A 19,568-nucleotide genomic window follows, 5' to 3' on the forward strand; every position below is an offset into this window, starting at 1 on the left:
GCCCTCACGCGTGATCCTTTACGAGTACCCATTCAACGAGCGCATCCGGACCTATTTGCGTCTGGAGCATCTGTTCCGCCGTCTTGGGGAACTGGTGCCAGCCGACTCGGCCCTCTTGCACCACTACGCACTCGTCACGATCTTCGAGATCATGGACGTGGCAGCGCGCGCCGATCTGAAGGCCGACGTCCTGAGGGACCTGGATAAGCACAAGAACGTGTTCAACAGCTACCGCGGGAATCCGGCGATAGCCGAAACGGTGTTGGACCAGGTGGTGAGCAAGCTGGAGAGCAACTTCACGACGCTCAACACGGTACCGGGCAAGGCCGGCCAGGCCTTGACCGAGAACGAATGGCTGATGAGCATCCGCAGCCGCGCCGGCATTCCGGGCGGCACCTGCGAATTCGACCTGCCGGCGTACTACGCCTGGCAAAACCGCCGCGCTCCGGAGCGTCGCGCCGACCTGGAGCGCTGGTCCTCCACCCTTGCACCGCTGGCCGAGTCCATCTATCTGTTGCTCAAACTGCTGCGCGACGCCGACGTGCCCTACAAGGTCATCGCAACGAACGGACAGTTCCAGCAAACCCTGCCACAAGGCCGAAGCTTTCAGCTGCTGCGCCTGCGCATCGATCCGAAACTCGGCCTGATTCCCGAAATCAGCGGCAACCGGTTGATGGTGTCGGTCCGGCTGATGCGCCACGAGGCTGACGACCGCCTGCACCACAGCACGGACGACACACCCTTCGAACTGACTCTCTGCGCATGAGCGGCACCCCTTCCTTCGGCGAGCGGATCGTGCGCTGTCCGGCGTGCGGGCAGGACAGTGTCTACGCGCCGAGCAACCCTTATCGGCCTTTCTGCAGCGCCCGCTGCAAGGGCATCGATCTGGGCGCCTGGGCGAGTGAGGAGTTTAGGATGCCGGCGGATGCGCCGCCGGACGAAGATCCGTTCGGCGACCCCAAGCGCCAGCAACAGTAGCTCGCCATCGCGAGCGGCGGTCAGTGGTCAGCGCGCTGCTACCGGATCAGACAGGCCGCGTTCTTCGGCGAGCCATCCCAGGACAGGCAGCGCCCCCGGAAGCACCGGCTCGACCTCGAGCGGCAATTGCTGCCAGCACATCGACTGGCCTTCCCGCATCTCGAAGCCGCCGTCCCAAGCCCTGATCTTGCACCAGTGAAGACGCACCAGCGCATGCGGGTAGTCATGCTCGGTGACCTTCCAGACTTCGGCGCCAGCGATCGTGATGCCGAGCTCTTCGTGCAACTCGCGCCGCAAAGCTTGTTCGACCGTCTCGCCTGCTTCGATCTTGCCGCCGGGGAACTCCCAGTAGCCGGCGTACGGTTTGCCTTCCGGCCGAGTCGAAAGCAACAGGGCATCGTCCTCGCGAATCAGGATGCCGACTGCGACTTCGGTGTGCTTGCGCGAATCCGTCATCACGAGGCGTCAGGCCGCAGCGCGCCCGGCGTAGTCGCGGGCGAACTGGTATGCCACACGTCCGCTGCGCGAACCCCGCTCGAGCGCCCAGACCAGTGCCGCAGGCCGAGCGGCTTCAATCGCCTTCGCGTCCACGCCGAAGGACGATAGCCATTGCGCGACGATCGTCAGGTATTCGTTTTGACTGAATGGGTAAAAGCTCACCCACAGACCGAAGCGCTCGGAGAGCGAAATCTTTTCCTCGATCACCTCACCAGGATGCACTTCGCCGTCCTCGGTATGCGTGTAGCTGAGGTTGTCCTTCATGTACTCGGGCAGCAGATGGCGCCGATTGCTGGTGGCATAGATCAGCACATTCGGCGTGGCTGCGGCGATCGAACCGTCGAGGATCGACTTCAGCGCCTTGTAGCCCGGCTCACCCTCGTCGAAGCTCAAATCGTCGCTGAAGACGATGAATTTCTCCGGCCGATTCGAGACTACATCGACGATGTCCGGCAAATCCGTGAGTTCTGCCTTGTCGACTTCGATGAGGCGCAGACCTTGCGGCGCATAGGCTTGCAAGCATGCGCGGATCAGAGACGACTTGCCGGTGCCGCGGGCGCCGGTCAGCAGCACGTTGTTGGCCGGCTTGCCTTCGACGAACTGACGCGTGTTGCGTTCGATCTTTTCCTTCTGGACGTCGATTTCCTTCAGCGCATCGAGCGGCATCGTCGCCACGTGGCGAACCGGCTCCAGCGTGCCGTGGCCCGAGCTGCGGCGACGGTAGCGCCAGGCGACGGAAGCGCTCCAGTCGGTCGGCGCTGACAGGGGCTGCGGAAGGATCGATTCGATGCGGCTGATCAGTTGTTCGGCGCGCTCGATCAGGCGTTCGAATTTCTCGTTCATGACCTGTAGTCGGCGTTGATCGTTACGTAGTCGTGGCTCAAGTCGCAGGTCCACACCGTGTCGGCGGCGTTGCCGCGGCCGAGCGCGATGCGCACCGTGATTTCGCTCTGCTTCATCACGCGCTGGCCGTCCTCCTCGCGGTAGGTCGGATTGCGCCCACCCTTGACCGCCACGTGAACGTCATCGAGATAGAGATCGATGCCCGTCTGGTCCAGATCGGCGATGCCTGCATAGCCGACCGCTGCCAGGATACGACCGAGATTCGGATCGCTTGCATAGAACGCCGTCTTGACCAGCGGCGAATGCGCGACCGCGTAGGCCACCTGACGGCACTCTGCCGCGTCGCTTCCGCCTTCGACACGGATCGTGATGAACTTGGTAGCGCCCTCGCCGTCGCGCACGATGGCCTGCGCCAACTGACGAGCAACGCCCTGCATTGCCTCCAGCAACGCGCGTCCTTCGGCGGATTCGAGGGAAGTGATCGTGGCATGATCGGCCTTCTGCGTGGCGATGACCACGAAGGAATCGTTCGTCGACGTATCGCCGTCGATCGTCACCCGATTGAACGAGGCGTCGGCAAGGGCCTTCGCCAGGGGCTGGATCAGCGACGCATCGATCTTCGCGTCGGTCGCCATGAAGCCAAGCATCGTGGCCATGTTCGGGCGGATCATGCCGGCGCCCTTGCTGATGCCGGTGATCGTGACCGTGACTCCACCGATCTGCACTTGCTGGCTGAAGGCCTTGGGCACCGTGTCCGTCGTCATGATGCCTTCGGCTGCGCGCGCCCAGTTCGATGGCGAGGCGTCCGCCAGCGCGGCGGGCAGGCCTGCCTCGATCCGGTCGATCGGCAACGGCTCCATGATCACGCCGGTGGAAAACGGCAGGATCTGCTCCGGTGCGAGGTTGAGCTTGCGGGCCAGCGCGATGCAGGTGGCGCGCGCGCGCGCCAACCCGTCTTCGCCCGTGCCGGCGTTTGCGTTGCCGGTGTTGATCAGCATCGCACGAACACCAAAATTGGCAGCCAGATGGTCACGGCAAAGCTGCACGGGTGCGGCACAGAAGCGGTTCTGCGTGAATACGCCGCCCACCGCGGCCCCCTCGTCGATCAGGACCACCGTCAAGTCCTTGCGGTTGGCCTTGCGCACGCCGGCCTCGGCGACGCCGATGCGAACGCCGGGCACCGCATGCAACGCGGCGGGATCGGGAGCGGAAAGATTCACGGGCATGGATGGGTCCTGCTGACGAGTGCGGATATCAAGTGAGCTTGCCGTGGCATTGCTTGAACTTCTTGCCACTGCCGCAAGGGCAAGGGTCGTTGCGACCCACGCGCGCAAAGGCGGCGGCACCGGCGCTCAGGCCGCCAGCGGCCTGGCGGCGCAGGCTTTCTTCGTCGACGCGCACTTCGACTTCACCGGTCTCAGTGGGCGCGGTGTAGGTGATGTTCGCCACGTTCTCACCGCGGCTCTCCATGGCTTCGGCGGCTTGCTCGAGCTGCTCGGTGGACTGCACGCGCACGGTCATGAGCTGACGCGTGACTTCGTTCTTCACGGAGTCGAGAAGCTGTCCGAAAAGCTCGAAGGCCTCGCGCTTGTACTCCTGCTTGGGCTGTTTTTGCGCGTAACCGCGAAGATGGATGCCCTGACGCAGGTAGTCCAGCGAGGCGAGGTGCTCGCGCCAATGGGTGTCGATGCTCTGCAGCAGCACCATGCGCTCGAACTGCGTGAAGTTCTCCTGGCCGATCAGCGAGACCTTGGCATTGAATGCCTCGTTGGCCGCCGAGACGACCTTCTCGACCACGTCTTCGTCGCCGATGGCGGTTGCCGCCTCCACTTCCTTGCGAAGCGGCATGTCCATGTGCCATTCGTCGGAAAGCACCTTCTCGAGACCGGCGAGGTCCCATTGCTCTTCGACCGACTCGTTCGGCACGTACTGGCGAACCAGATCCGAAAAACAGCCTTCGCGCAACCCTTCGATCTGCGCGGTCAGGTCGCCCGCGTCGAGGATGTCGTTGCGCTGCTGGTAGATCACCTTGCGCTGGTCGTTCGACACGTCGTCGTATTCGAGCAATTGCTTGCGCACGTCGAAGTTGCGTGCCTCGACCTTGCGTTGCGCGCTCTCGATGCTGCGCGTCACGATGCCGGCTTCGATTGCCTCGCCGTCGGGCATCTTGAGGCGGTCCATGATCGCCTTCACGCGGTCACCCGCGAAGATGCGCATCAGCGGATCGTCGAGGCTGAGGTAGAAGCGCGACGAGCCCGGGTCGCCCTGACGGCCCGAACGGCCGCGCAACTGGTTGTCGATGCGGCGCGATTCATGACGCTCGGTCGCGATGATGCGCAGGCCGCCCAGCGACTTCACAAATTCGTGGTCCTTGTCCCATTGCACACGCAACCGATCGGCCTCGGCTCCCCGGGATGCTGTATCGAGTTCCTCGTTGGCCTCGACGGCTTCGATCGCCTTCTCGACGTTGCCACCGAGCACGATGTCGGTACCACGACCCGCCATGTTGGTCGCAATCGTGATCATCTTGGTGCGGCCCGCCTGCGCGACGATTTCCGCTTCGCGTGCGTGCTGCTTGGCGTTGAGCACCTGGTGCGGCAGGCCGGCCTTTTCGAGCAGCCCGGCGATGATCTCGGAGTTCTCGATCGACGAGGTGCCGACCAGCACCGGCTGACCACGCTCGTAGCACTCGCGAATGTCCTGGATGGCCGCGTCGTACTTCTCGCGTGTGGTCTTGTAGACCCGGTCCAACTGGTCTTCGCGCCTGCTTGGCCGATTCGGCGGAATGATCATGGTCTCCAGACCGTAGATCTCCTGGAATTCATAGGCCTCGGTATCGGCCGTGCCGGTCATGCCCGCGAGCTTGGCGTAGAGGCGGAAATAGTTCTGGAACGTGATCGACGCGAGGGTCTGGTTCTCGGCCTGGATCTCGACGCCTTCCTTGGCCTCGACGGCCTGGTGCAGGCCGTCGCTCCAACGGCGCCCGGTCATCAGGCGGCCGGTGAATTCGTCGACGATGACCACTTCGCCCTGTTGCACCACGTAGTGCTGGTCGCGGTGGTACAGGTGACGTGCACGCAGCGCCGCATTCAGGTGATGCATCAGCGTGATGTTGGCCGGGTCGTAGAGCGAAGCGCCCTCGGGCAGCAACTTGAACTCGGAAAGAATCTGCTCCGCTTTCTCATGGCCGTCTTCGGTCATGAACACCTGGTGCGTCTTCTCGTCGACAGTGAAGTCGCCGGGCTTGGTGACGCCCTCGCCAGTGCGCGGATCGGCTTCCCCTTCCTGACGCACCAGCAGCGGAACGACCTTATTGATCGCCAGGTACAGCTCCGTGTGGTCTTCGGCCTGGCCGCTGATGATGAGCGGCGTACGCGCCTCGTCGATCAGGATGGAGTCCACCTCGTCGACGATGGCGTAGTTCAGCCCGCGCTGGACCCGGTCGCCCGGCTCGTAGACCATGTTGTCGCGCAGGTAGTCGAAGCCGTACTCGTTGTTCGTGCCGTAGGTGATGTCGCTGCCGTAGGCCTGCTGCTTCTCCTCGCGCGGCATCTGCGGGAGGTTGATGCCCACCGAGAGGCCGAGAAAGTTGTAAAGCCGGCCCATCCAGGTCGCATCGCGGCTGGCGAGATAGTCGTTCACGGTCACCACGTGGACGCCCTTGCCCGTGAGTGCGTTCAAGTACACCGGCAGCGTGGCGGTCAGGGTCTTGCCTTCACCCGTTCGCATTTCCGAGATCTTGCCGTTGTGAAGCGCCATGCCGCCCAGCAGCTGGACGTCGAAGTGGCGCATCTTCATCACCCGCTTGGACGCTTCGCGGACTGTGGCGAAGGCCTCGGGCAGCAGGTCGTCAAGGGTTTCGCCCTTGGCGACGCGATCCTTGAATTCCTGCGTCTTGGCGCGCAGGGCATCGTCATCGAGCTTCTCGAAGGACGGTTCCAGCGCATTGATGCGTTCGACCGTCTTGCGATACTGCTTCAGGAGCCGATCATTGCGACTGCCGAAAATTTGAGTCAGGAAATTGGTGGCCATGAATGGAGATCGAAGCACACTCGCTGTACGCGACTACTTCGACCGAAATCCCTAAGATAGACGAGAAGGAACTTGGGCGCGCTTTGCCAGAAAGCAAGCCGACCGGCCCGCAGGATTGCTGGCAAACCAGTGATTTTAGCCGCCTTGTTCGAACCTACCGACCGCAGACCTTTCCCCATGAACCGCCGTTTCAACTCCGTCACCCTGCTCGAGGCCACAGAGGGCTCTCCCACCCTCGCCGGCCTGGCTGCGCGTGCCCGTGAGGCGGGTGAACGTCTGGCCGCGGTGCAGGATCTGATCCCCCCCGAGATGCGTGCCGGCGTCAAGGCCGGCCCCGCCGAGGGGGACGTCTGGTGCATGCTGGTCTGCGGGAGTGCCGCTGCCGCAAAGCTTCGCCAGCTGGCGCCGATCCTCCAGGCGCGGCTGAAATCCCGCGGATGGGACGTCGCGACGATTCGGATCAAGGTGCAATCGCGCCGTTGAGCGCGGCGCGCGCCCTCAGAGTTGCGCGACCACCAATCCCAGCGTGAGCGCAACCGACGTGCCGAAGATGACGAGGCCGACACGCCGACGCCGGTGGGTCAGCATCCAAAGCGCCACCCCCGAGATCGACAGGAAGATCAAGCTGCCCGCCAGCGTATCGACCAACAAGATCCACGCGACAGGCATTCCAACGCCCTTGTGCAGATTGGCCAGCGTCGCAACGAAACCGTTGCTTGTGGTCGTGACGCCCACGGAACGATTGCCGCGCCAGTAGTCTGCTTGCACGATGGCGTCAGGGCCTCCGAAATTGAAGATCCAGCGCTCGGGCTGCATGAGCGGCTTCGCCGGCGCCGCCGTATCGGCTGCGTCGACTGCCGAAGCGCGCTTGCCCTTCTCGGTCCACGCAACGGGCTTTGCGGGCTCGGTGCGTGTGGAATTCGGCGGACCACTCTGGCCCAGCGCCTCTTGCAACCAAGCGGCCATTTCCTCCGCAGTTGCCGGCGCCGGTTCGGGCAGGGCCAACTGAGCATTGATGCGCTGCTGCGCCATCGGCATCTTGAGTACCGCGCGGTGGTTCAGCCAGATGCCCGCCGTGCCGAAGATCAAGCCCAGGATCGCGCCCCACAGGCCGAACCAGCCGTGGGTCTTGCGAATCCATTGCACGCTCGTGGAGCGGCGCTGCTGCGAGCGCTTGCGAGCTTCGATGGAAATGGACGAGGTGTAGGCGATCACGTCCGGGGCGGCGACACCGCTATCGAGGTGCGACTGGATGGCGTTGTCCATATCGTTTGGCCGAGCCCGCCCCCCCCTGTCGGGAGGTGGAAACCGGGAGCGATCTCGGGGTGGTGGTGATGGTGCCGCTTGTCGGAATCGAACTGACGACCTACCGCTTACAAGGCGGTTGCTCTACCAACTGAGCTAAAGCGGCGGGAGAGGGAATTTTAGCGGTGCGGCGTGGCCGCATCGCTCATTTGATCCGCTTGAGCGAGGGCCGCGCGCCACCACCGGCCGGCGGGCGCGGCGGGTCCTCGGGATCCGCTGGCGTGCTGCTCGTTTCCACGGCTTCTTCGGCGCCTTCGCCGGTCACGAGATGAACGACCTTGCTGGCATCGCCTTCGGTGCCGCGGGACGCATCGCGCAACGGCGTGCGTGTCGCGGAGGGCGCGGGCGTCGCCGCAGCAGGTGCCGAGCCGCCGTCAGCCTGCGCAGGGGCGGGCGCGGGAAAGGCCATGCCTTGCCCGTTCTCGCGCGCATAAATCGCGATCACGCGGCCCACAGGCACGCTGATCTCCCGGGCCGTTCCCGCGAAACGCGCCTTGAACTCGATGAAGTCGTTGCCCAGCTTGAGCGAACTCGTCGCATCGAAGCTGATGTTCAACACGATCTCGCCATTCTTGACGTACTCGCGCGGCACCTGGACGGTGTCGTCGACCTGCACCGCGACATACGGCGTGAAGCCGTTGTCCGTGCACCATTCATACAGCGCCCGGATGAGGTACGGGCGGGTGGATGACGATTCGAGCGCGTTGATCATGGCAGACTGCAGAAGCTCACTTGCGCATGACCTTTTCGGACGGCGTCAGTGCTTCGATGTAGGCGGGGCGCGAGAAGATGCGCTCCGCATACTTCAGAAGCGGGGCGGCGTTCTTGCTGAGGTCGATGCCGTAGTAGTCCAGACGCCAGAGCAGCGGAGCGATCGCGACGTCGAGCATCGAGAAGTTGTCGCCCAGCATGTACTTGTTCTTGAGGAACACCGGCGCGAGCTGCGTCAGACGATCGCGGATGTGCGAGCGCGCCTTTTCGAGCGCCTTTTCGTTGCCCTTGGACGTGCGGTTCTCCAGCGTGGAAACATGCACGAACAGTTCCTTCTCGAAATTCAGCAGGAACAGGCGGACGCGCGCGCGATCGACCGGGTCGCCAGGCATCAGTTGCGGATGCGGAAAGCGCTCGTCGATGTACTCGTTGATGATGTTCGACTCGTACAGGATCAGATCGCGTTCGACCAGGATCGGCACTTGGCCGTACGGGTTCATCACGCTGATGTCTTCAGGCTTGTTGTAGAGATCGACATCGCGAATCTCGAAATCCATGCCCTTCTCGAACAGCACGAAGCGGCAGCGATGTGAAAAAGGGCAGGTCGTTCCCGAATACAAGACCATCATGGCGAAAGGCTCCTAAAAATCAAAAAGAGTGGGTCGCGTTGGCAACCCACTCTGCGGGATCAGACGCTTGTGGCGCCCGATCGGCATCGAATTACTTGACGTCTTTCCAGTACGAGGCATTCAAGCGCCAAACAAAGACCACTGCTATGACAAGGAAGAGCAGAACCCAGACGCCCACACGGATGCGGGTGTTCTGCGCCGGCTCTGCCATCCACTGCAGATAGCTCACGAGGTCGCCCATCGCCTGGTCATATTGCATCGGCGTCATGGTGCCGGGCGTGAGTTGCTCCCAACCTTTGAATACTTCGGTTTCATGACCGTGCGACTCGACCTTGTCGAAGATCGGACGGCGTTCACCCTGCAACTCCCACAACACGTGCGGCATGGCAACAGCCGGAAACGCCAGGTTGTTCCAGCCCGTCGCCTTCGTGTCGTCACGGTAGAAAGTGCGCATGTAGGTGTAGAGATAATCCGCGCCGGTGCCGCCATGGCCGGCACGCGAACGCGCAACCAGCGTCAGGTCGGGCGGGACGGTGCCGAACCATTCCTTGGCCTGGCGCGGATCGATGTTCGCCTTCATGGTTTCGCCGACCTTGTCGGTCGTGAACAGCAGATTGTCCTTGATCTGCTGTTCCGAGATACCAATGTCCTGCAGTCGGTTGTAGCGCATGAACGCCGCCGAGTGGCAGTTGAGGCAGTAATTGACGAAGAGCTTGGCGCCGTTCTGAAGGGCGGCCAGGTCATTCGTCCTGTTCGGTGCCTTGTCCCATGGAATCCCGCCTTCGGAGGCGTGCGCACCAGTGACGATGCCAAGCGCTGCAATCAACGTGAGGATCAGTTTCTTCATTCTTGTGCTCTCCCGGTCAGTGCGCTGCGAAGGTCACGCGCTCAGGGACCGGCTTGAATTCGCCGAGGCGGCTCCACCACGGCATCAACAGGAAGAAACCGAAATAGAACAGGGTACCGACTTGCGACACGCGCTCGCCAACCGGCGATGGTGGCTGGACGCCCAGGTAGGCCAGGACCACGAAGTTGACGACGAACACGCCGTACAGGTACTTGTGCCAGCTCGGGCGATAGCGGATCGACCTGACCGGACTGTGATCCAGCCAAGGCAGGAAGAACAGGATGATGACGGCACCGCCCATGACGAGCACGCCCCAGAACTTCGCGTCGATCGACAGCATCATCGCGGCGACGACAACCGCGGCAATCACGATGACGCCCTTGATGAGCGAAGGCACACGCGCCTTCCATACACTGAACGCCGCAGCACCCACCACACAGGCGATGAGGGCGTACATCATCTCGCTGGTGATGGCACGCAGCATCGAATAGAACGGCGTGAAGTACCAGACCGGTGCGATGTGGTTCGGCGTCTTCAGCGAATCGGCCGGGATGAAGTTGTTGTATTCCAGGAAGTAGCCGCCAGCTTCAGGCGCGAAGAAGATCACGGCCGAGAAGATCGTGAGGAACACCACCACACCGAAGATGTCATGCACCGTGTAGTACGGATGCGAAGGGATGCCGTCCAACGGATGGCCATCGGGACCGCGATTGGCCTTGATCTCGATGCCGTCGGGATTGTTCGAGCCCACTTCATGCAGCGCAATCAGGTGCGCCACGACCAGACCGAGCAGCACCAGCGGCACGGCTATCACGTGGAAGCTGAAGAAGCGATTGAGCGTGGCGTCGCTCACGACGTAGTCACCGCGGATCAGCAGAGCGAGATCCGGACCCACGAAGGGGATCGCGGAGAACAGGTTCACGATCACCTGTGCGCCCCAGTAGCTCATCTGGCCCCAGGGAAGCAGATAGCCCATGAAGGCCTCGGCCATCAGGCACAGGAAGATCGCACAGCCGAAGATCCAGATCAGCTCGCGCGGCTTGCGGTAGCTGCCGTAGATCAACCCTCGGAACATGTGCAGGTACACCACGATGAAGAAGGCGGAGGCTCCCGTCGAGTGCATGTAGCGGATGAGCCAGCCCCACGGCACGTCGCGCATGATGTACTCGACCGATGCGAACGCCAGCGAGGCATCGGGCTTGTAGTGCATCACGAGGAAGATGCCGGTCACGATCTGGATCACGAGAACCAGCATCGCGAGCGAGCCGAAGATGTACCAGAAGTTGAAGTTCTTCGGCGCGTAGTACTTGCCCCACTGGTCGTTCCAGAGCTTGGTCAGCGGGAAACGGTTGTCGACCCAGTTGAGTGCCTTCTCGCCTGCGGGTGCATTGGGGGAGATTTCCTTGAATTCAGCCATGTCGTCGTTCTCCTCAAGCCTTCTTGTCGTCGCCGATCAGGAGGCGCGTGTCGGAGAGGTACATGTGCGGAGGCACCGGCAGGTTGTCCGGCGCAGGCTTGTTCTTGAAGACGCGGCCGGCCAGGTCGAAGGTTGATCCGTGGCACGGGCAGAGGAAGCCGCCTTCCCAGTTGTCGGGCAGCGAGGGCTGCGGGCCAGCTTGGAGCTTGTCGATCGGCGAGCAGCCGAGGTGGGTGCAGATGCCGACAACCACCAGCACTTCGGGCTTGATCGAACGGTGTTGGTTGCGGGCGTATTCGGGCGTGAACTCGTCGGGATTGCGCTTGGACAGCGGGTCGGCGAGCTGAGGATCGAGATTGGGGAGTTCGGCGATCTGGCCGGGTGTGCGCTTCAGGATCCACACCGGCTTGCCGCGCCATTCCACCGTCATCTTCTCGCCCGCCTGCAGGCCGCTGATGTCGGCCTCGACCGGCGCACCGGCTGCCTTGGCTTTTTCCGAGGGCTGAAAGGAACTCACGAACGGGACGGCCACCGCCACCCCGCCCACTGCGCCCGCACAACCTGATGCGATCAACCACGTCCGCTTGCTGGTGTCGATCCGGGGGCGGCCGGCGGTGCTGTCACTCATGGGGATCCTCAATGTTCTTCGCTAGGGTCTTGGGTCAACCAATGATTGTAGCGGAGCGTAAGAAGTGAATTCAACGCTACGCAGGCCCCTGTCGGCAGCCATCCGCGATGGCTGCGGCCGCGAGTCCCACCCCTATACTCGACTCGGTTCAACAACCTGCAGAGGGGGTACCCGACATGAGCTTTCTGAAGGAGTTCCGCGAATTTGCCGTCAAGGGCAACGTGATCGACCTCGCGGTCGGTGTGATCATCGGCGCAGCCTTTGCCAAGATCGTCGACTCCTTGGTGAGCGACATCATCATGCCGTTGGTCGGACTGGTGTTCGGCAAGCTCGATTTCTCGAATCTCTACATCGTGCTGGGTCCAACGCCCGCAGGCGTGGCCAACAATCTCGCCGAACTCAAGAAATCCGGGGCACCGGTGCTGGCATACGGCAACTTCATCACCATCGCCGTCAACTTCGTGATCCTGGCCTTCATCATTTTCCTGATGGTCAAGCAGATCAACAAGCTGAAGAAGAATCAGGAGGCCGCTCCTCCGCCGGCTGCTCCCGAGGATGTCGTGCTGCTGCGCGAGATTCGCGACAGCCTCAAGCGCCCCTGACGACACCCGACAGCGACTTCGCCATCCTGACCGCCTCGATCAAGCTGGACGGGTCGGCCCGCCCCGTGCCTGCGATGTCGAACGCTGTCCCGTGATCGGGGCTGGTGCGTACCAGCGGCAAGCCGAGCGTGACATTCACGCCCTTCTCCACGCCGAGGTACTTGACCGGAATCAGACCCTGGTCGTGGTACATCGCGATCACCACATCGAACGCAATGGCGCCGTGCGCCTTGGCGCGTGCCCGCATGAAGATCGTGTCGGGGGCATGGGGACCGTCTGCATCGATGCCCTCGGCCTGCGCCGCCGAGATGGCCGGCACGATGATGTCGCGTTCTTCCGATCCAAACAGGCCGCCCTCCCCCGCATGCGGATTGAGCCCCGCTACGCCGATCTTTGGAGCCCGACCCAGAACCGCGGTGAGCGCGCTGTGGGTGATCCGCAACGTCTCGAGCACGCCATCGAAGGTCACAGCCTCGATCGCATCGCGCAACGACATGTGAATGCTGACAAGCACGGTCCGAAGCTCGTCATTGGCCAGCATCATGCGCACCGGCACTTCAGCGACCGGACGGCCAAGGTGCGCGGCGGCCTCGGCCTGCAGCAATTCAGTGTGGCCCGGGAAGGTGAAGCCTGCGGCCGACAACGCCTCCTTGTGCAAGGGCGCCGTCACGATCGCCGCGACCTCGCCGCGCAACGCCGCGCGAGCAGCCCATACGACGCAGTCACCGGCCATGCGGCCCGCAACAGCGCTGATTGCACCGACTGCAATCGTGCCATCGGCCGGCTCGACGGCTTGCAACACGGGGATGCATCCCGACGGAACGCCAATGGCCTCTGTAGCCATCTCTATCACTGCAACGGGCAGAGCAAGCACGCCGGGTGCTGCGAGCGCTTGGGCAGCACGTCTTACCGCGCGCACATCGCCCGCCACAAAGCACCCCTCCATCAGGCCAGTCGCGTCACGAAACGCCTTGACAATGATCTCGGGCCCGATGCCCGCCGGGTCGCCGAGGGTGACGGCAATGGGGCGCTGAACGCTGGTCACGCCGGATTATCGATATCGATGAATTCGTGCGCCAGACCGAGCTGGGCAGCCACATGACCCGCCACGGCCGGAGCGCCATAGCGTTCGGTGGCGTGGTGCCCGCAAGCAAGAAAAGCAACGCCCATTTCACGCGCATAGTGAGCCTGCGGCTCGGAAATCTCCCCAGTGATGAAGGCATCCGCACCGGCCGCGATCGCGGCTTCGAAATAGCTCTGCGCCCCCCCCGTGCACCACGCAACGCTTCGGATCTGCCGAGGGGCTCCTTCCACGAGCGTCACAGGCTTGCCCAGAGTCTTCTCCACATGAGCGGCCAGTGCCTTGGCGCTCGCGAAAACCTCGCCGCTCTCGCGCCCCCCCATGAATCCGAGCTCCTGTTCGCCGAAGCGGCCGGCAGAGCCCGCGCGCGCCACGAGCCCCAACTGCGCTCCGAGTTGCGCGTTGTTGCCGAGTTCGGGATGCGCATCGAGCGGCAGGTGGTACGCAAAAAGATTGACGTCATCCCCCAGCAGCAGACCGAGGCGCTGGCGCATCCAGCCGGTGACCCGACCATCCTGGCCACGCCAGAACAAGCCGTGATGGACGAAGATCGCATCGGCTTCGGCGCGGATGGCCGCCTCGATCAGCGCACGGCTTGCCGTGACGCCGGAGACGACCTTGCGCACCTTCGTGCGGCCTTCGACCTGCAGGCCGTTCGGTCCGTAGTCCTTGAAACGCTCGGGAGCGAGCAGCAGATCGAACGCGTGAAGGAGTTCGTGGCGGGTCGTGCTCATCACGCCATTGTGGACCCGGCAGGCGCCGCCCGCATGCCATGGCCGCGCGACGCCAGGGGCAACAGACCAAGCACGAAGCCAAGCAGCGCGAGCGCCGCCACGTAGTGCGCCGGTGCCATCGGATCCTTCTGCAGCCACAGCGTGAGGATGATGGGCGTGAGGCCGCCGAAGATCGCGTACGACATGTTGTAGGCGAACGAAAGCCCCGAAAAGCGCACCGGCGCGGGGAATGCACGCACGCCGACGATCGGCACGGTCGCGATGGTGCCGACGAACAAGCCCACCAGGCCGTAGTGCCAGAGGAGCGACGCCGGCGTTCCGGGCAGGCTCGTGTAGAAGATGTACGTCGTGACGACCAGGCCACCCCAGCCGATCAGCATCACGGCGCGCGTACCGATGCGGTCGCAGGCCCACCCCACCAGGATGCAACCCAGCGTCAGCATCAGCGTCGCCACGGCATTCGCCTCCAATGCCAGCGCCGCCGGAATGTGGTGCACCTTCTGCAGGTAGGTCGGCGTGAAAAGCACGACCACCACGATTGCGGCCGAGAGCACCCAGGTCAGCAGCCCGACGAACACGGTCGCACCGCGGTGCTCGCGCAGGATCGTCTTGAGCGGGAGTTCGCGGGCCACGTTGCGGCGATCCGCGAGTTCCTGGAACACCGGCGTCTCGTGCAGGAAGCGGCGCAGGTAAACCGACACCAGGCCGAACACGCCGCCCAGGATGAACGGGATCCGCCACGCAAAGTCACTGACCTCGGCCGGCGTGTAGTGCGTGTTGACGGCCATGGCGATCAGCGACCCGAGCAGGATGCCGCCCGTGATACCCGAAGTCAGCGTGCCGACGCCGAACCCGTAGCGGCGCGCCGGCACGTGTTCGGCCACGAACACCCAGGCGCCGGGCATCTCGCCGCCAATCGCCGCGCCCTGCAAGACGCGCATCGCCAGCAGCAGCAGCGGCGCCGCCACGCCGATGCTGGCGTAAGTCGGCAGCAGGCCGATCACAAGCGTAGGCGCCGCCATCAGGAAGATCGACAGCGTGAACATGCGCTTGCGCCCCAGCAGGTCGCCGAAATGCGCGATCACGATGCCGCCCAGGGGCCGCGCCAGGTAGCCTGCTGCGAAGATGCCGAAAGTCTGCAATTGCCGCAGCCAGTCAGGCATGTCCGCCGGAAAGAACAGTGCGCCGAGCACTGTCGCGAAGAACACGTAAATGACGAAGTCGTAGAACTCGAGCGTGCCCCCGAGGGCTGACAAGGCAAGCGTCTTGTAGTCTCGGGCGCCGAGCTTGCGCGCAGGCGTAGATGGCACGGGAATGCCAACGCCAAGGGTTGGTGCAGTCATGGGCGAACGTAAAAGCGTAACGATGGACGAAGCGCTTCGGCGAACCGAAGGCCGCGGGGCTCTTGCGTAAGCGGCCTGTCGCTGCGGGTCTCGTGCGCGCCACACCGGAGAAGGCCTTGTAGGGCGTCCGGCTGCAAGTCCCTCCATTTTAAGGGTTTTCCCCAGTTGCTCGTCCCCGCATGGATCAAGCCCCCACAACATCGTCAAGAGCAATTGCCCGGGCCTCAGAACCGTTGAGGGACAATCGGGTCTTCGACGCCCCGCTCGCCGGGACGCCTTCGCTCCAACGTCTTCTTCACCTTGTTCATGAAACGCATCTGGCTGCTGTTTGCCCAAGTCGTAACGGTTCTGCTCGCGGCCTATTTCGTCGTCGCGACCCTCAAGCCCGAGTGGCTCAACCGTCGGGGTTCCCTGGGCGGCGTCGTGGCCGTCATCGAAGCGCCGGCCTCGGGTCCGGCCGCGATCGCCCCGGGTAGTCTGAGCGCCGCCGCCAGGAAGGCATCACCGGCCGTGGTCAGCATCAACACCAGCAAGGCGGCGCAACTTTCTCCGCGCAGCAACGATCCATGGTTCCGGTTCTTCTTCGGCGACCAGGGGGCGGATCAGCCCCAGGTCGGGCTGGGCAGCGGCGTGATCGTGAGCGCCGACGGCTACATCCTCACCAACAACCATGTCGTGGAAGGCGCAGACGAAATCGACGTCACGCTCAATGACAGCCGTCACGCGCGCGGCAAGGTGATCGGGACTGATCCCGACACCGATCTGGCCGTGCTCAAGATCGAACTCGACAAGCTGCCGGTGATCGTACTGGGCAATTCCGACGCGCTCCAGGTCGGCGACCAGGTGCTCGCCATCGGCAATCCCTTCGGCGTCGGCCAGACCGTGACGAGCGGCATCGTGTCAGCGCTCGGTCGCAACCAGCTCGGCATCAACACCTTCGAGAACTTCATCCAGACCGATGCGGCGATCAACCCCGGCAATTCGGGCGGCGCACTGATCGACGTGAACGGCAACCTCGAGGGGATCAACACCGCGATCTATTCCCGCTCCGGCGGCAGCATGGGCATCGGCTTTGCCATTCCGGTGTCGACCGCCAAGCAGGTGCTGGAAGACATCGTGAAGGCAGGCAAGGTCACGCGTGGCTGGGTCGGCGTGGAGCCCAACGACCTCTCCCCGGAACTCGCGGAAACCTTCGGCGTCAAGGCCGACGCCGGCGTGATCATCACGGGCGTGCTGCAGAACGGCCCGGCCGCCAAGGCCGGTGTTCGTCCGGGCGACGTCATCACCAGCGTGGGCGACAAGAGCATTGGCAACGTGCAGGAACTGCTGACCGCGGTGGCCGGACTCAAGCCAGGCCATCCGGCGCGCTTTGCCCTGCAGCGCGGCACCGACAAGCTGGAACTGGATGTGACACCGGGCCTGCGGCCCCGGTCGCCGGTGCGGCGCGCGCCGCACCCGACGGAATAAGGCCCCCCGCAAGGGGCTCAGGATTGCGCCGAATCCGCGCTTTCTTCCGGGACCTTGGAGTGTTTCGCGAAGTAGCGCGCACCGATGATGCCGACCTCGTACAGCAGGCACATCGGAATCGCCAGAGCGAGTTGCGAGACGACGTCCGGCGGCGTGAGCACCGCGGCCACGACGAATGCAACCACGATGAAATAGCCGCGGAAGGACTTCAGCTTCTCGATGGTGACCATCTCGAAACGCACGAGCAACATCACGACAATCGGCACCTGGAAGGCCACGCCGAACGCGATGTAGAGCGACAGGATCGCTTCCACATAAGACGAGATGTCAGGCGTGGCATTCACCGACGGGGGCGTGAAGTTCTGAATGAAGCCGAACATCTTGTCCAGCACGAAGAACTGCACGAAAGCGATGCCGCCATAGGCCAGCAGGCTGCCGAAGAAGATCAGCGGCAGCGCGAACTTCTTCTCGTGGCTGTAGAGGCCGGGCGCCACGAACATCCAGCATTGGTACATGAGCCAGGGCAGCGCCAGCAGCACTGCCGTCATGGCGAGCACCTTCAGCGGCACGAAGAACGGCGAGAACACACCGATGGCGATCAGCTTCGCATCGGGCGGCATATGGGCACGGATTGGCACCGCGATCATGTCGATCAGTCCGGCGGGCCCCGGCCAGATGGAGAGCAGGATGCCGGCCACGACGAGGCCATAAATGCAGTAGAGCAGGCGATCCCGCAGCTCCATCAGGTGCTGGACGAAAGGCTGCTCGGTGCCGGCCAGTTCGTCTTCTTTGTTCTTGTCGGTGGGGTCGGCCATGTGGGGACGCTGCGGGCAGGAAATGGATGCGCGCTGGGCACAACCGGATCGGCGTTGCGGCTAGTTGATTTTGTGAGGGCGGTAGCGGGCCACGCGCGCTGCGCCTGACAGCGCCTTGGTGCGCACGCCGTTGCGCGCCTTGTACCACTGCGGGGTGGCGCCCTGCTTCAGGCGCCAGTTCTTGCGCGGGTGCTTGTATTCGGGATAAGAAGGCGTCGGCTCCGCCAGTTCGGAGAGCGTCTGGCCGCTTTCGGAGAACTGCTTTTCGAAGTCGCTGGCGCCCGCCTGGATGCTGTGCTCGACATCGCGGGCAGCATCCTGCACCGTGTCCTTCATTTTGCGCAGTTCGTCGAGGTCCATCGAGCGATTGACTTCGGCCTTGACGTCATTCACGTACCGCTGCGCCTTGCCGAGCAGCGTGCCAACGGTACGGGCCACCCGCGGCAACTTTTCCGGCCCGATGACGATCAGCGCAACTGCGCCGATCAGCGCGAGTTTCGAGATGCCGAGATCGATCACGAATGTTCAGCTCAGGACTTCTGGCGCGCCTCGACGTCGATCGTCGACTTGTCGGCGGTGGTGTTGCCCGTGACCTGAGCATTCGGCCCGGCTGGCGTCTCGGGTGCCGCGCCGTCTTTCATGCCGTCCTTGAATCCCTTGACCGCGCCGCCGAGGTCGGAACCCATGTTGCGGAGCTTCTTGGTACCGAAAATCATCACGACGACGAGCAGCACGATCAGCCAGTGCCAGATGGAAAGTGAACCCATGGATTACTCCTGAAGAATGTGACGATTTTAGTCGGCGGAATTGACCGGCCGAAAACGATGGCTATCTGTTTTCCCCAACAGGGGGGTAGGCGGAGCGACACGAAGTGCGCGAAGTCTGGGGGCGAGTCACCCTCTAAGCCAGGGCCTTGGGCCACCCATGACATGGACATGGAGATGGTGGACTTCCTGTCCGCCCTCGGCACCGGTATTGACGACGATTCGGAAACCGCCCGCCGGATAGGGCCTGCAACCCTCCTCGACGGCCAGCTTGGGCGCCAGCGTCATGATCTTTCCCAGCAGCGCCGCATCGTCGGCGGTGACCTGCGCCATCGACGGAATGTGCCGCTTGGGCACGATCATGAAGTGCACGGGCGCCCAGGGGGCGACGTCATGGAAGACAAAAAGCTCGTCGTCCTCGTACACCTTGCGCGAGGGAATCTTCCCTTCGATGATCTTGCAGAAGACGCAGTTCGGGTCAGATGACATTGGTAGGCTCCATGGACCGGCCCGCATTCATGCGCACCATCCCCTTGACGATGCGATAGAGGAACCAGAGGGAAATGAGCGCCCAGGCGATCCAGCCAGGCACGAGAAACAGCAGCCACAGCCATGAAGTCAGCATGTACAGCACCCCCGCCCACAGCACCGAGCGAATGCGCCAGCTGAAGTGCGAGGCCTGCCAGGTGCCAGCCGCATCGTCGCGCTTGACCAGGTCGATCACCAGCGCGATCAGCAGCAGACCGATGGACGCCTGCGCGCCCGGCAGCACGGCGCCCACGGCGACCACCAGATGCAGGATGTAGCTGACCCAGCCCCAGGTCTTGAGCGAGTCGTCGGGCTCGACGGTCACGATGTCGTTGGGCATGGCGCG

The 19,568-nt window shown here is 63.4% G+C and carries 23 protein-coding genes and 1 tRNA gene; 5 read left to right on the forward strand and 19 right to left on the reverse strand.

Annotation, left to right across the window (positions count from 1 at the left end; translation table 11 throughout):
- Nucleotides 1–10 precede the first annotated feature (10 nt).
- Both zapD and QTI04_RS22890 read left to right on the forward strand, forming a co-directional pair.
- The gene (zapD, locus tag QTI04_RS22885) at nt 11–766 is read left to right on the forward strand and encodes a cell division protein ZapD (protein WP_286569353.1); all 756 of its coding nucleotides are present in this window, start codon (nt 11–13) and stop codon (nt 764–766) included.
- Nucleotides 763–978: a DNA gyrase inhibitor YacG gene (locus QTI04_RS22890; RefSeq protein ID WP_286617676.1), complete on the forward strand. Its 216-nt coding sequence runs from the start codon at nt 763–765 to the stop codon at nt 976–978. Before zapD ends, QTI04_RS22890 begins: the two co-directional genes overlap by 4 nt.
- Nucleotides 979–1,005: 27 nt before the next feature.
- On the opposite strand, the gene QTI04_RS22895 is transcribed toward QTI04_RS22890, so the two are convergent.
- Genes QTI04_RS22895 through secA form a run of 4 tightly spaced genes read right to left on the reverse strand, consistent with a single transcriptional unit; the run spans nt 1,006 to nt 6,351 of the window.
- Nucleotides 1,006–1,434 carry an NUDIX domain-containing protein gene (locus QTI04_RS22895; RefSeq protein ID WP_286602138.1) on the reverse strand — a complete coding sequence of 143 codons (429 nt, stop codon included), beginning with the start codon at nt 1,432–1,434 and terminating at the stop codon, nt 1,006–1,008.
- A 9-nt stretch (nt 1,435–1,443) separates the two neighbouring features.
- Nucleotides 1,444–2,319: an ATP-binding protein gene (locus QTI04_RS22900; RefSeq protein ID WP_286602140.1), complete on the reverse strand. Its 876-nt coding sequence runs from the start codon at nt 2,317–2,319 to the stop codon at nt 1,444–1,446.
- Entirely contained in the window at nt 2,316–3,545 is a 1,230-nt protein-coding gene (gene argJ / locus QTI04_RS22905; protein ID WP_286617677.1) for a bifunctional glutamate N-acetyltransferase/amino-acid acetyltransferase ArgJ, read from the reverse strand. The genes QTI04_RS22900 and argJ overlap by 4 nt, the downstream gene beginning before the upstream one ends.
- Nucleotides 3,546–3,573: 28 nt before the next feature.
- Nucleotides 3,574–6,351, reverse strand: coding sequence for a preprotein translocase subunit SecA (secA, locus tag QTI04_RS22910; RefSeq protein ID WP_286617678.1), 2,778 nt, complete (start codon nt 6,349–6,351; stop codon nt 3,574–3,576).
- Between the two features lie 177 nt (nt 6,352–6,528).
- Here secA and QTI04_RS22915 point away from each other — a divergent pair, with 177 nt between their 5' ends.
- Entirely contained in the window at nt 6,529–6,834 is a 306-nt protein-coding gene (locus tag QTI04_RS22915; protein ID WP_286617679.1) for a hypothetical protein, read from the forward strand.
- Between the two features lie 15 nt (nt 6,835–6,849).
- Here the strand turns inward: QTI04_RS22915 and QTI04_RS22920 are convergent, their stop codons facing one another.
- From QTI04_RS22920 to petA, 7 genes are all read right to left on the reverse strand, one after another.
- Complete coding sequence (locus tag QTI04_RS22920; RefSeq protein WP_286602148.1) at nt 6,850–7,617, reverse strand: PepSY-associated TM helix domain-containing protein; 768 nt, start codon at nt 7,615–7,617, stop codon at nt 6,850–6,852.
- Nucleotides 7,618–7,686: 69 nt separating this feature from the next.
- Nucleotides 7,687–7,762, reverse strand: a tRNA-Thr gene (locus tag QTI04_RS22925).
- Between the two features lie 39 nt (nt 7,763–7,801).
- Complete coding sequence (locus tag QTI04_RS22930; RefSeq protein ID WP_286602149.1) at nt 7,802–8,368, reverse strand: ClpXP protease specificity-enhancing factor; 567 nt, start codon at nt 8,366–8,368, stop codon at nt 7,802–7,804.
- Nucleotides 8,369–8,384: 16 nt separating this feature from the next.
- The gene (locus QTI04_RS22935) at nt 8,385–8,996 is read right to left on the reverse strand and encodes a glutathione S-transferase N-terminal domain-containing protein (RefSeq protein WP_286567597.1); all 612 of its coding nucleotides are present in this window, start codon (nt 8,994–8,996) and stop codon (nt 8,385–8,387) included.
- 91 nt (nt 8,997–9,087) lie between these two features.
- Nucleotides 9,088–9,843 (reverse strand): cytochrome c1, encoded by a 756-nt coding sequence (locus QTI04_RS22940; protein ID WP_286602150.1) that lies wholly within the window; start codon nt 9,841–9,843, stop codon nt 9,088–9,090.
- A 16-nt stretch (nt 9,844–9,859) separates the two neighbouring features.
- Complete coding sequence (locus QTI04_RS22945; protein WP_286617680.1) at nt 9,860–11,260, reverse strand: cytochrome bc complex cytochrome b subunit; 1,401 nt, start codon at nt 11,258–11,260, stop codon at nt 9,860–9,862.
- Between the two features lie 13 nt (nt 11,261–11,273).
- Entirely contained in the window at nt 11,274–11,888 is a 615-nt protein-coding gene (gene petA / locus QTI04_RS22950; protein ID WP_286602152.1) for a ubiquinol-cytochrome c reductase iron-sulfur subunit, read from the reverse strand.
- 176 nt (nt 11,889–12,064) lie between these two features.
- Between petA and mscL the strand changes: the two genes are divergently transcribed.
- Nucleotides 12,065–12,490 (forward strand): large conductance mechanosensitive channel protein MscL, encoded by a 426-nt coding sequence (gene mscL, locus QTI04_RS22955; protein WP_286602153.1) that lies wholly within the window; start codon nt 12,065–12,067, stop codon nt 12,488–12,490.
- On the opposite strand, the gene pdxA is transcribed toward mscL, so the two are convergent.
- From pdxA to QTI04_RS22970, 3 genes are read right to left on the reverse strand one after another with little or no spacing between them, the layout of a single operon-like run.
- Entirely contained in the window at nt 12,477–13,535 is a 1,059-nt protein-coding gene (gene pdxA / locus QTI04_RS22960; RefSeq protein WP_286617681.1) for a 4-hydroxythreonine-4-phosphate dehydrogenase PdxA, read from the reverse strand. The genes mscL and pdxA overlap by 14 nt on opposite strands.
- Entirely contained in the window at nt 13,532–14,305 is a 774-nt protein-coding gene (locus QTI04_RS22965) for a Nif3-like dinuclear metal center hexameric protein (RefSeq protein WP_286602156.1), read from the reverse strand. The genes pdxA and QTI04_RS22965 overlap by 4 nt, the downstream gene beginning before the upstream one ends.
- Complete coding sequence (locus tag QTI04_RS22970) at nt 14,305–15,648, reverse strand: MFS transporter (protein ID WP_286602158.1); 1,344 nt, start codon at nt 15,646–15,648, stop codon at nt 14,305–14,307. Before QTI04_RS22970 ends, QTI04_RS22965 begins: the two co-directional genes overlap by 1 nt.
- A gap of 306 nt (nt 15,649–15,954) precedes the next feature.
- On the opposite strand from QTI04_RS22970, the gene QTI04_RS22975 reads away from it, so the two are divergent.
- A complete protein-coding gene (locus tag QTI04_RS22975) occupies nt 15,955–17,115 on the forward strand; it encodes a trypsin-like peptidase domain-containing protein (protein ID WP_286617682.1) in 1,161 nt (386 codons plus the stop codon).
- Between the two features lie 17 nt (nt 17,116–17,132).
- On the opposite strand, the gene tatC is transcribed toward QTI04_RS22975, so the two are convergent.
- From tatC to QTI04_RS23000, 5 genes are all read right to left on the reverse strand, one after another.
- Nucleotides 17,133–17,930 carry a twin-arginine translocase subunit TatC gene (gene tatC / locus QTI04_RS22980; protein ID WP_286602161.1) on the reverse strand — a complete coding sequence of 266 codons (798 nt, stop codon included), beginning with the start codon at nt 17,928–17,930 and terminating at the stop codon, nt 17,133–17,135.
- Between the two features lie 60 nt (nt 17,931–17,990).
- Nucleotides 17,991–18,449, reverse strand: a complete 459-nt coding sequence (gene tatB / locus QTI04_RS22985; RefSeq protein ID WP_286602162.1) for a Sec-independent protein translocase protein TatB — start codon at nt 18,447–18,449, stop codon at nt 17,991–17,993.
- An 11-nt stretch (nt 18,450–18,460) separates the two neighbouring features.
- Nucleotides 18,461–18,697 (reverse strand): Sec-independent protein translocase subunit TatA, encoded by a 237-nt coding sequence (tatA, locus tag QTI04_RS22990; RefSeq protein WP_286567607.1) that lies wholly within the window; start codon nt 18,695–18,697, stop codon nt 18,461–18,463.
- 126 nt (nt 18,698–18,823) lie between these two features.
- Complete coding sequence (locus QTI04_RS22995; protein WP_286602164.1) at nt 18,824–19,183, reverse strand: histidine triad nucleotide-binding protein; 360 nt, start codon at nt 19,181–19,183, stop codon at nt 18,824–18,826.
- Nucleotides 19,173–19,562 (reverse strand): hypothetical protein, encoded by a 390-nt coding sequence (locus tag QTI04_RS23000; protein ID WP_286602165.1) that lies wholly within the window; start codon nt 19,560–19,562, stop codon nt 19,173–19,175. The genes QTI04_RS22995 and QTI04_RS23000 overlap by 11 nt, the downstream gene beginning before the upstream one ends.
- Between the last annotated feature and the right edge of the window lie 6 nt (nt 19,563–19,568).

This window comes from Variovorax sp. J22R115, from assembly GCF_030317005.1.
Taxonomy (GTDB): domain Bacteria; phylum Pseudomonadota; class Gammaproteobacteria; order Burkholderiales; family Burkholderiaceae_C; genus Variovorax.

Coding starts and splice junctions, on each gene's coding strand:
- QTI04_RS22975 (WP_286617682.1), top strand. CDS start 15,955: ATGAAACGCATCTGGCTGCTGTTTGCCCAAGTCGTAACGGTTCTGCTC.
- QTI04_RS22930 (WP_286602149.1), bottom strand. CDS start 8,368: ATGATCAACGCGCTCGAATCGTCATCCACCCGCCCGTACCTCATCCGG.
- QTI04_RS22895 (WP_286602138.1), bottom strand. CDS start 1,434: ATGACGGATTCGCGCAAGCACACCGAAGTCGCAGTCGGCATCCTGATT.
- QTI04_RS22935 (WP_286567597.1), bottom strand. CDS start 8,996: ATGATGGTCTTGTATTCGGGAACGACCTGCCCTTTTTCACATCGCTGC.
- tatC (WP_286602161.1), bottom strand. CDS start 17,930: ATGGCCGACCCCACCGACAAGAACAAAGAAGACGAACTGGCCGGCACC.
- QTI04_RS22995 (WP_286602164.1), bottom strand. CDS start 19,183: ATGTCATCTGACCCGAACTGCGTCTTCTGCAAGATCATCGAAGGGAAG.
- mscL (WP_286602153.1), top strand. CDS start 12,065: ATGAGCTTTCTGAAGGAGTTCCGCGAATTTGCCGTCAAGGGCAACGTG.
- argJ (WP_286617677.1), bottom strand. CDS start 3,545: ATGCCCGTGAATCTTTCCGCTCCCGATCCCGCCGCGTTGCATGCGGTG.
- petA (WP_286602152.1), bottom strand. CDS start 11,888: ATGAGTGACAGCACCGCCGGCCGCCCCCGGATCGACACCAGCAAGCGG.
- QTI04_RS22940 (WP_286602150.1), bottom strand. CDS start 9,843: ATGAAGAAACTGATCCTCACGTTGATTGCAGCGCTTGGCATCGTCACT.
- QTI04_RS22965 (WP_286602156.1), bottom strand. CDS start 14,305: ATGAGCACGACCCGCCACGAACTCCTTCACGCGTTCGATCTGCTGCTC.
- QTI04_RS22945 (WP_286617680.1), bottom strand. CDS start 11,260: ATGGCTGAATTCAAGGAAATCTCCCCCAATGCACCCGCAGGCGAGAAG.
- secA (WP_286617678.1), bottom strand. CDS start 6,351: ATGGCCACCAATTTCCTGACTCAAATTTTCGGCAGTCGCAATGATCGG.
- QTI04_RS22890 (WP_286617676.1), top strand. CDS start 763: ATGAGCGGCACCCCTTCCTTCGGCGAGCGGATCGTGCGCTGTCCGGCG.
- tatA (WP_286567607.1), bottom strand. CDS start 18,697: ATGGGTTCACTTTCCATCTGGCACTGGCTGATCGTGCTGCTCGTCGTC.
- QTI04_RS22970 (WP_286602158.1), bottom strand. CDS start 15,648: ATGACTGCACCAACCCTTGGCGTTGGCATTCCCGTGCCATCTACGCCT.
- QTI04_RS23000 (WP_286602165.1), bottom strand. CDS start 19,562: ATGCCCAACGACATCGTGACCGTCGAGCCCGACGACTCGCTCAAGACC.
- QTI04_RS22900 (WP_286602140.1), bottom strand. CDS start 2,319: ATGAACGAGAAATTCGAACGCCTGATCGAGCGCGCCGAACAACTGATC.
- QTI04_RS22920 (WP_286602148.1), bottom strand. CDS start 7,617: ATGGACAACGCCATCCAGTCGCACCTCGATAGCGGTGTCGCCGCCCCG.
- QTI04_RS22915 (WP_286617679.1), top strand. CDS start 6,529: ATGAACCGCCGTTTCAACTCCGTCACCCTGCTCGAGGCCACAGAGGGC.